At 48.9% G+C, this 11213-nt stretch carries 4 protein-coding genes; 2 read left to right on the top strand and 2 right to left on the bottom strand.

Annotated features, from left to right (window positions below):
- Positions 1 to 142 precede the first annotated feature (142 nt).
- On the bottom strand, positions 143 to 3565 hold the full coding sequence (locus VB741_RS13430; RefSeq protein ID WP_323365693.1) for a two-partner secretion domain-containing protein: 3423 nt from the start codon (positions 3563 to 3565) through the stop codon (positions 143 to 145).
- A 189-nt stretch (positions 3566 to 3754) separates the two neighbouring features.
- On the opposite strand from VB741_RS13430, the gene VB741_RS13425 reads away from it, so the two are divergent.
- Positions 3755 to 6391 carry a CHAT domain-containing protein gene (locus VB741_RS13425; protein WP_323365692.1) on the top strand — a complete coding sequence of 879 codons (2637 nt, stop codon included), beginning with the start codon at positions 3755 to 3757 and terminating at the stop codon, positions 6389 to 6391.
- 221 nt (positions 6392 to 6612) lie between these two features.
- Here VB741_RS13425 and mobF read toward each other — a convergent pair whose 3' ends face one another.
- Entirely contained in the window at positions 6613 to 9813 is a 3201-nt protein-coding gene (gene mobF / locus VB741_RS13420) for a MobF family relaxase (protein ID WP_323365691.1), read from the bottom strand.
- A gap of 322 nt (positions 9814 to 10135) precedes the next feature.
- Between mobF and VB741_RS13415 the strand changes: the two genes are divergently transcribed.
- On the top strand, positions 10136 to 11213 hold a 1078-nt coding region (locus VB741_RS13415), incomplete at its 3' end, for a hypothetical protein (protein ID WP_323365690.1).

Here is an 11213-nt window from a genome sequence, read left to right as displayed (position 1 = left end):
TCCATAATGGAACTGGCTGATTGTAATGGTTTCAGCCAGTTTCGGACATTCCAGACCGTTTGGGTACTGGGATGTTCTTTTTTAGAGACTTTCACCAGTTAGAGATGAACTTCGCACTGTCCAGTTAGGGAACTCTGGACTTTTAATTGTCATCACAAGACTGAGCTAGCACCAGGCGACCATTGGGCAAGGGAAAAACACCCGTTGGTTCTACAATAGGGTCTCCTGGCTGCCAAACTGCCTGAGGTTCTGTGTTAGGGAGGGACTGTACACTGCCAGTAGGGTAAACAGATATACGACTGGCCCCTGGTTGCACAGGAAGCCCACCGCTACCAGTAACCACAAATCTACCCTGGTCAGCGTTGGTACGTGCAATACAACTTCCAGCAGTGAGGGTTGCGGTGTCAACAATAGTGTCTTGCAGGTTAGTCAGGCTGTTTTCAATAACGCTAATGTTGGGGATAGTAACTGCCCCACTTACAGCGCCCGTCGCATTAATGTCTACACGATCATTTCCATCCAAGCCCTCAGGGTCAGCGGTGAGGGAGTCAACGGTAAAGTTTTCGCCGAAAAAACCAGGAGTTTGAAGTGTTATATTTCCTCCACTTCCCTCAGAAGAGAAAGCGAGTATATCACTGTCATCCAAGGCAATGATAAAAGATCTTGCTAGGAGAGTTATGTTACCTCCTGAACCACTACCACTTAAGATGCTCGTCAGTATATTACCATCTTCACGAAGGAAAATATTATTTGAATCAACAAATATTGATCCTCCAGAGGCTCTAGCAGACGTTGTTTGAATATTGCTATTTATAATATCAAGTCTGCCGTTTTCTAGTCTGATCTGAATATTTCCCGAATCTCCTAACCCATCGCTTCTTGTAGAAACTCGGGAGTTGTTTATCATTGCTATTCTTCCAGAGACAATGATAATACTGCTCGGATTTTGCGCAACCGCACTTGAATCAATGTCCGTAGAGATTGTTCCGTTGTCAAGAAGGATAGAATCAGCAGTGTCAATCTGAATATTCCCAGAGTCTCCGATTCCACGACTTATAGTTGATATGGTGGCACCATCACTTAAGGTGAGATTTTCAGCATTCATGGTGATATTGCCACTACTACCAATTCCTCCTTGCCCAAGCTCTGAATAAACTCCACTAGGTGTGCCTAGAGGGCTAACAGGAAAGTCAAAGCTATATGCACCAGAATACAGCAGACCAGGACTAATCCCAGAAAAAGTGGCATTGCCAGAGGCATAAATCTCAATATTTCCACCTATGCCTTGGCCAGCGTTTACTAATCGGTTACGAGAACGCTGATATTCGCCAGCTACGGACGCAGCAATAACACCACCATTGGTCAATGCAAGATCGTGCGTATTGATTAGAATACCACCTCCGTCGCCTGTGGCTCCTGGTTCAACAATATTGCTTATGTAGCTACTATCTCGAATTTCAGTCAAGCCATCTACATTAACTAGGATATTTCCTGAATTACCTTGACGCTCCGTACCAGCACTAATTTGAGAACCAGAACTCATGAGTAAGGAACCTGCCGATATTCGGATGTTGCCACCATTAGCCAAGCCTTCCGTACGGCTAACAATAGCACTATCTTGGCTTTCAAAAATATTATCAACTTCTATTTCAATATCTCCAGCGATCAAAGAAATTCCATCCCGACCACCGTTTGTACTAGTGTCTAAAAGTGAACCATCCAATAAAAATAAGTTTCCTGTCTGGATATCAATCAATCCTGATGCTCCACTTCCTCCAATCTCGCTGTTATCGTTGGCACTTTCTAACGTAGATAAGGAGAGTAAAGTATCATTATTGATGTCCAGAACAATACTACCCGCACTCCCTCCCGTATATGTATTAGCCTTTAAATTGGTATTTTGAGCTAAGAGATTATCGGCATATATAATTATGTTGCCAGCCCGCCCAGAACCATTTCCATATCCAACATCCGCAAGAATATTACTATCTCTCAGCTCAATGTCATCAACAACAGTAAACCTAATATTACCTCCATTAGAATTCAATGCTTGGGTTCCAGATCCAATAAAAGTGTCTTCAATAGTTAAATTTCTACTGGCTATATTGATATCACCGGGTTCTCCTCTTCCCATAGGCATACCGCTATTTATGCTAGCGTTAAGCACAAAAATATCTTGATTTGCCTCTAAAGTAATATCTCCGGAATTACCTACAATGCTAGGGAACCCACTACCTCGTCCTCTGCTATCTATATCAGTTCTGTTACCTAAGAAAATAGAATTTGCATATATACCTATGTTTCCTGCATTTCCATTATTGTTGCCTCTAGAGTTGATTCTTGCTCCATCATCTGCTCTAAAGTTTCCAGCTCGAATCAAAATATTCCCCGCTGAGGCTGAGGCTAAGGCTGAGGTTGATACCCGTTCGTTGAGACGACTCACAATACTTCCACTATTTACTGAGACTTCTCCGGATGAGTTGATGTATATGTTGCCTCCATTGCCAGTGCCAAAGTTTTCTGTGGTGAGTTGGGAGCCATTTGAGATCGTCAATGATTCAGATGAAATTACAATGTCGCCGCCATTGCCTGTTCCACCTTGGAAAATCGCATTGGCAATTAATCCTTCTTCAATTTGAAGTGAGCCTGTTGTATTGATTGTAATATTTCCATTTCGATCATTTAATGCACTCTCATGAGTGGCCACTCCAGCCAAAAGAAAGCTGTTATCTGACAAATTTACTTCTTGGGCAGCAACATTTATTTCTCCGCTTCCATCTAGAATCGTATTGACAATAGCAGCATTGCTTAAATTTATATTAGCTCTAGGCAATGTGTCTGGGAAGTTGAGGAAGCCATCTGTTTTTACTTCTACTTGACCAGGTCCACCAACAGCACCAAGCTCGACTCGCCCTCCAAGAGCAGTTACACCTGCTAGTGTTTCGCCACCTAAGATGTTTAAGTTACCTCCAAGTAGATGTAATGACTCACCATTAGGCACGCGTAAGCCTAGTGTAGTCCCGTCATTTAAATCTTGGCGAGTAGAGTTGATGTTAATGTCTCCGATCAAAGGATGGTTGAAAAAATATGCAGATGGGGTAATGGATATTAAAGATGGTGGCAGTTCAGGATTTATAGTATTAAAGACCCCAGTATCTCCAAACTGTACAGCGCTTGCTGTTGTTGCTGTAAATGAGCTGCCTACGTCCAAAGCTGAGTTCTGACCGAATATGATTCCATTAGGGTTGATCAAAAAAAGATCAGCGCCAGATATAGAAAAATCTCCTTGCCGAATGCCTAAAACCCCTAGGATTTGGGACGGATCACCACCAGTTATGCGAGCAAAAATACTACCAACATCTGCATTAGGCGTGATGAAATATGCACGGTTATTATCGCCAATATCGAATTGCTCAAAGCTGTGAAAGAGATTTGGGCCTCGTGTAGCCCCGCCCAGAATCAAATCAACGGTTGGAAGAGGAGCGAAAGGAACCACCTGAGATGCTTCACCACCCAAGGTGGCATCTGGAATAATCACATTTTGGGCCAGACCAGGCTGAGTCATAGCACTACTGCTAGCTGCACCCACCAAACCCACCACAGTTACCTTTAGTAACCAAAACCTTACATTGTGCTTTAGCATTCTTCCCTCCCCTGTAGACCTCTGATACCCTGAGAGCTAATCGCTAGAGCCCACTCTAGCGGAACCTGGTTTAGAAAACTGTATCGCGATTCAGCAGAGGTGCCACCATCCATGCCCCAAATTCTTCGTCGCCCTGTGCGCAGACTGCTCAGTATCCTTTTTTTGCTTGGCTTTACCCTGGCCCTGTGGGTAGGGCATGGTCTGCCACGGCTGGGTGCCTCTTACGCGGCTACCCCAGCGCAGTTCGTTCAAGAAGGCGTATCCCTCTACCAAACAGGCGACTACCAGGGTGCCGTTGACCGCTGGCAAACTGCTCTGAAAGCTTACCCTCCCGGTGACAGCTCAGGTGACCAGGCCATCGTGCATGAAAATTTGGCAAGAGCCTATCAACTGCTAGGCAAGCCCTCAGCCGCAATCGATTCCTGGGCGGCGGCAGAAGCGCTCTATCGCCAGTTGAGCCAAGCTCCACAGGTGGGTCGCATGTTAACCGAGCAAGCCCAGATTTACCTGAGCCTGGGGCAACAGCGCCGGGCGATCGCACTTCTCTGCCTACCCAAAACCGACACCGCCGTTGACGACTGTGAACCCAGTTCAGCGCTACCCATCGCCATCGCCGCTAGCGATACCCTTGGTCAAGTGGCAGCCCTGGGTAGTTTGGGCGAAGCCTATCGCCTTCAAGGCGACTATCAAGAAGCCGAAAAACTCTTAGGCCAAGGCTTAGGTTTGGCTAGAGACGCTGGGTATGGGCAGTTTGAGGTGCCTATGCTCAACAGCCTGGGCAGCATTTCAAGCCGTCAGGCCCAAATAAGCTTTCGTCGAGCCGAGGGAGTTAAACAGACTGGGCTTGAAGATATTGCCGATGTTTTTTTTCAAGAGGCCCAGAGCTATGAATCTGCAGCCCAGCAAAGTTTTGCAGCGGCCCTTGCCACTGCCCAGCGACAAGCCAGCTCGATAGGGGAATTTCAAACGCTACTAAATTTCCTACCCATTTATCGCCGACAACAGGCCACAGATTCGATCTTAGCGACCCGTCAACGCCTGGGAGTTTTGATTGACCAACTACCTGCCAGCCGTGAGGTTGCCTACGGGGCGATTGCCCTCGGTCGCTCTTACCAACCAGTAGGCACGGCCTTTCGCTGTGTCATCCCTGGCAATGAAGCGCAGGCAAAAGCTTGGCTAGAGCGGGGAGCTGAGATCGCAGCCCAAATCTCCGATGACCGAGCTGAGTCCTTTGCCCTAGGAGAATTGGGCCACCTAGCCGAATGCCAAGGCGCGTTCAAAACTGCAATGACGTTGACTCAACAAGCCCAGGTTAAAGCGACCCAGGATTTAGGCTCTGCCGACAGCCTCTACCTGTGGCAGTGGCAAGCGGGCCGCATCTATCGTCAGCAGGGTAAAGCCGCTGACGCCTTGGCTGCCTACCACCAGTCGATTGCTACCCTCGACTCCATTCGTACCGAAATCCTGGTGGCCGATCAAGATGTACAGTTCGATTTTCGAGACACCATAGAGCCTGTCTATCGGGAATTGATTGACCTGCAATTGGCGACTGTTTCAAACCAACAGCAAGTTGCAAGCAAGCAAAATTCGCCTCCTTCAGCGGCCACAGATGCCGCTCAACTAGAAGCCGCGTTAGTGACTGCTGATTCGCTCCGACTCGCAGAGCTCCAGAACTATTTTGGCAACGATTGCATCCTTAGCCCTGTAGCTGAAGCAAGGGTTGACCTACTGGCACAGAGCAGTCGAACCGCCGTGATTAGCTCTGTGGTTTTTCCCGATCGAACTGCTCTAATTGCCAATATTCCCAATCAACTCCCTAAATTGGTCTGGATTAACGACAGCCAGCAGCTACAAGAAACCGTGATCAAATTTCGATTGGGCCTGGAGGATTTGGCGACAGAGCCCTTCGATACCACGATTGCCGAACAACTTTATAGGCAAATGATTAGCCCGTTGGAAGACGCTCTCCAGAACGCCAAAATTGATACTCTGGTCTTTATCCACGACCAATTTTTGCGCAGTGTGCCCATGGCGGCATTGCACGATGGCCAGCAGTTCTTAGTTGAAAAATACGCTGTTGCGACTACCCCTGCACTAACGCTGACAGCCCCATCTAACCTACAGCCTGAAGATTTACGGGCCTTAGTTTTAGGCAGTAGTCAAGAAGTCCGGGTGGGTAGTCGTGTATTCCCTGCTTTACCCTCGGTGCCAGCCGAAATTGAGTCGGTAGTTTCCCAGCTACCGGGAAGTAAGGCTCTCCTAGATAATGACTTTAGCGAGAGTGGACTTAGACAGGCCTTACAAGCTGATAGGTTTCCTATTTTGCACTTTGCTACCCATGGTCTATTTAGCCCTGACCCTGAGGATAATTTTATTATTACTGGGCAGGGTGAGAAGGTGACCTTTGGACAGCTAGAGTCGTTCATCCGCAGTAGCACCCCTGGCAACCAACAGGTTGATCTGGTGATGCTAACCGCCTGTGAAACGGCTATTGGAGACGATCGCGCCACTCTAGGCTTAGCCGGTGTGGCGATTCGAGCCGGGGCACGAAGTGCGATCGCATCTCTTTGGCAAGCCGATGACCGAACTACAGCGCAAATAACCCAAGACTTCTATCAATTCCTGAAAGATCCGAGCTTAAATAAAGCCCAAGCTCTACAGCAAGCCCAAATTCGGGCTATTCACAGGGGAGCCAGCGTTTTGCCTGGAATGTGGGCTCCTTTAGTCTTGGTTGGTAACTGGCTTTAGACACCACCTGTTTTACCCCAGATGAGCCTTCCAGTTCTTGACTTTACGCTAAGTGATGCCTACGGTTAACTGCTGTACCTCTCTAGTCACCTTAAACAGAGTTGACCCAACTCCGGGCGATTCGGCTGCAACCCAAACCGCATCTTCAGATCATGAAGTATGGTGTTTCTGACTGCAATCGCCTGAGATATAAGAGCTTTCAGAGAAGTTCATCCCCTATTCTAATCCAGCTCTAATTGCTGACGTTGCTTATGAATCTGCTGGGTTTGGCAAATCGCCCAAACCGTTTTGTTCACATAATCTACCGCCATTTTCTGACCTTGTCGCTCACAAATCTGTTTAACCATGACACTACCCACTGACAGCATCAAAGCAATTTGCTTTTGGCTTTGACCATCCGCCAGGGCTTGCTTGGCGACCAGATAGTCTAGCTGAACGGCATTGCTCGCCTGGATACCTTGGCTATAGTGCTGCCACAGTTGGTGATAGTGGGTATGGGGCGTAGGAGCCAAGGGTTCAACAGGTCTCTTCAGCTCAGTGGCAAGGATTGTAAATCTGTTGTTGTCTCGTGTAAGTTTTCTTCCAGATGATTGAGCTACTGCAGGGATTCGAGCTGGTTCAACAGGTCTGTCAGGGAGGCTGATGGAATGTTCGACAGTTTCAACGATTGGATCTCTTCCCTCAGGTACTGTCAACACGTCTCGGAAACGATCTCTAATGCCGCACTCGATAGATTGACCAGTAGCGGTGGGGTTTCTGCCGTAGGCTTTCGTAGTCTGGGCATGGTTAGTCACCATCTTGAGTAGGGGCATGTAGTCGCTAGTATTTTCCTTGGCTTTGGAGTTCTGGGCTTGCTGTATCAGGGCTGCTTTGTTAGCGGTGTAAAGAGTCAGATGCTGCTTAGCCCGGGAGACGGTGACGTAAAAAGATTCTCGGTTCGTCGTGGTACTATCCATCAGGGCGAGGACTCGCTCAGCCGTTTTGCCCTGACTGCTGTAGGTGGTGCTGATCCAGGCATAGTCCACATACTGTCTGCCATTGAGGTTTACCTGACTGACCTGTCCTTCGGTGTCGATGATATGAGTCGTTCCATCTGGCTCAATCTGTTGAACGGTAAATCGTTGACCATTTCGGTATTTGGCGGCCCGATCATTTTTGGTCCAGCGGAGTTGATCGCCCGGTGCGATTGGTAGGGCCTGGATGGTGTAGACGGATTTATGCTCGCATCTCTCCGGCTCTACCCCCATCACCTTCCCACTCGGCGTTTCGACTAACAGCTGTTGCTGTTCCCGATCCACCGCAACCACCGTATACTGCTGCCCCTTCAATAATCCCTGCTTCTTGTAGTCCTGACTGGGCACCAGCACATCTCCCGGCTGATAGACCGTCACATACTGAGCTTGAGTCTGAGTGATATTTTTCCGCTGTAGTCCAATCACTGTGAAAATATTCTGGCCCAGATTACCTTCCTCTTGAATGGCTACCCTAAGGGTTTGCGTCAACTCCAATCGCTCCTGATTCGTACCAGCCAGCAATAGTGTCTTGACTCGGTTTTCTGCTGACAGCGCCAAATAATCCTGAGCTAACTGCTTGTGCCTGAGATCCGTATTATCAATCTCTTGAACACATCCAGCATTATCCAAAGCCTCAATACCCTCAATAGTCTTACCCTGAGCGATCAACTGGACTGCTGTTTTCAGTTCCTGGGTTTGCTGCCGTAGGGTTTCATCCAGATGAGCAGTTGTAATCCCCCCTGCTTGAAGGCTCTTGAAGGGATTACCGGCTTCCACGGCTGAGAGCTGCTTGGTATCGCCCACGAGGAGAACTCGGGCCTTTTCGACTGTGGCACGGGTTAACAGGGCATGGGCATCTTTCATACTGAGCAGTCCAGCTTCGTCAACAATCCAGAAAGCCTCAATCTCTGACGGTTGCTGACGTTGAGAAACCAACAGTGCTGCCACAGTTTCTGTCTCAATGCCCAATGTTTGACCTAAGCCATGCGCCGCTTCTGCGCTGGGGGCAAAGCCTCTAACCTCTATCCCTTGAGTCTGGGTAATTTGCTTGAGGGTATTCAGGGCATAGGTCTTACCGGAACCGGCAGATCCTTGCCATGCTATGAACTGATCGGGGGTCGTGCAGGTCTGTTGGATCGCTTGCTGTTGTTCTTGGGTCAGTGGGACTCCTGTCAGAATCTGTTCGACCTGGAACAATGGTGCGATCTGGGCTTCTTTTCCTTTTCCCTGCTGCATGAGTCGGATGGTGTTGAGTTCCAGGTTCATAGCCGCTTGGGTGGTAAACCTTTCCTCCTCGATTTTGATGAGTTCGGGGTTGGTCGCTATCGCACCCTCCAACTCCTCCCAACTCTGCTCTCCCAAATGATGCTCAAACACAAACCGCTCCAGGTGTGTTTGCCGAAAAACGGCATCCCGCTCACCACAATGCTGAATAGCGGGCTTGAGGTTTGACTTAGCTGAAACCGTTTTACCGGGGGTGATCGCAACTCCCTCCCCCGGCAATCCAGGCAACTCAAACCCTTTCAACTGCACAAACGCCTTCCATCCCTTTAGCAACCGCTCAGCGCTGGTTACTTTTGGTTTATTCTTCCGCGTCTTCAGATTTGCCGCCTCCCGCAGCAACATCTCCGACTGGATTGCCTTGCCATTAGAGGCCGTTGGCTTCTTCCCCTCAGACTCCCACTCTTCCAGTAAAGATAGAATCTGTTTTCGCCGGGTAGAAAAAGCTTTCAGCAATTCTGGGTCATAGCCCTTTAGCTCAAACTGCCCGTGGGCTTTAGGCTCAATCTGATAGCCCTGCTGCTTAAGTAAGTGGGCCAATTCATTCTGATAGAGCTGGCCCAGCAGTTTTTTATTAGCAATAGCCTGCTCATTACTAAAACTAAACCAACGACCATCGTCTAACTGGGTAGCATTTAACACCACACAGTGACTATGCAACTGCGGCTCAACTTCTCGACTGGTGCCATGGGTAAACACAGCCGTGATGAGATTACCCGTCTTGATCCGCTGCCGTCCCGTCTCGGTTGAAATCCGCGTCTGCGCATAACGTTCTTCTAAAACAGAAAGGGCTTTTGCCACCGCCTGATGATGGGCTTTCACCACCCGCTCATCCTGTTGAACTAAGGCGGCAATGCTGACACTTTTCGGCGCACTAAACGTAAAGTCTGTGGCCGCTCGCCGTTGATCAATATCCACCTTACGGCTGAACAAATTTTGACCCTCCGGGGTCTGCCCCCGCAACAGGTGCTGAAACGTCTCCGTCTCCACATCCCCGGAGAGATTCAATTTCTGGGCACCCTGCCCCAACCAGCGAGATGGGGACACTCCTTCCTCCTGGCTGTAATAGTCTTCTTTTGAGTAGTAATGGGCCGCTTGATGGGCAGAAAGATTACTCGTGGAAAGCACGGAAAGCTTGGTCTAAAACGACACAACAATCGGGCAAAACGAGTAGATGACGTGAAAAACCTTGAAACCGTTGGGAGATGGGGGCTAGAGGAAAATTGCCAAAAATTTGGCGTCCTGTGTGGCCACTCCGTGAAGCCCCGGATCGGGGCGTAACGTTTGCTGATTACAGACTATCTGCTCATGATTCTGATATCCCTGAATTGACACGATTTGTCACGCAATGACGGATTTATTTCTGAATTTAGAAATTAAGTTTCACGAATAGTCACGTTATTCACTCTGATTCTTGCCACAATGGGTGAGTTGATTTAGGAAATTGCGTATGGTGACGTCTTTATGGCCTGCCAAATTGCTTTTGGCCTGCGACCTGGGTAAGTCAGGCGGTAAGTTTTTCTATAAGTTGAATCAGGGTCAAACTCAGGCGCTGTGGATGGATGCGGAAGTGGCTCAGCTGCCTGCTTTGGGCATTGGTCGGATTAATCATGGCGGTCGTCCTCAGGACAATGCCTGGTATCGATTGGGAGATGAGCTGACATTTGTGGGGAAATCGGCCCGTGCCTTTCTGGAGTACAACAGCTTTAAGGAGGATAAGTTTCTGAAGGCTCCGGAACGGATTGCGGCGGCGTTGGGGGCTATTGCAACCGCCGAAAACCTCCCATCTAAATTCGATGCCGTCGTCTGGATTCTGCTACCCATCAATGAACTGGGTACCCGTCAGCAGATTGCAGACCGGCTGATGCAAATCTGCCAGGGCTTCAGATTTCACGATGAGCACGATTACAAAGTACGCTTACAGCTGAAGTTTCGGCCCGAAGGCTATGGCATCTATGTGCAGCGTAAGCAGGAACTTCAGCAGCAAGGCGTTGCCATTACCCAGCGCACCACCTGGGTGGAAATGCTTGGCCATCGCAATGGTACTCAGCTGGCCTTTGAAACGGGCACGTTAAATGGGGCTAAGTCCACCTCTAAGTTCCCTGGCTTTTGGGAGACGTTTGAGAAAGCGGCCACAGCAGCAGGGGTTTCTGATGCAGACTTTGACGTTCTATTGACTGCATTGGAAGCAGAAAATCCCAGTCAGTATTCGGTGGCCAAGGGGCAGATGGTGAATTTTAGTGATGCCATGGCCCAGGTGGAAACGGCTTATCTGGCAGCGCTGGATCCTCACTTTAATGACCATTTGATTCCTAGCTTGGCTACCGGCAAAGGCGACGTAGTCTTAGCCGGTGGTGCGTCTTATCTGATGGAGCGAGGGCTGAGGCAATATTTTGAATTGCGGGGGCTGGCGAATCGGCTATCCTTTGCCTGGGATAATCAGGACAGTCTGAGCCGATTGGTGCGGGAGCAATTACCGGAAACCCATGAGATGGGTTCGATTCCCATGCGGATGACGGACTGTTTTG

The sequence above is a fragment of the Leptothoe sp. PORK10 BA2 genome, from assembly GCF_034932105.1.
In the GTDB taxonomy this organism is placed as follows: Bacteria; Cyanobacteriota; Cyanobacteriia; order Phormidesmidales; family Phormidesmidaceae; genus Leptothoe.
This window is presented reverse-complemented; position numbering and strand designations above follow the sequence as displayed.

What these genes read in the sequence shown, in the direction of transcription:
- VB741_RS13430 (WP_323365693.1), bottom strand. Translation starts at nt 3,565, where the DNA reads ATGACTCAGCCTGGTCTGGCCCAAAATGTGATTATTCCAGATGCCACC.
- VB741_RS13425 (WP_323365692.1), top strand. Translation starts at nt 3,755, where the DNA reads ATGCCCCAAATTCTTCGTCGCCCTGTGCGCAGACTGCTCAGTATCCTT.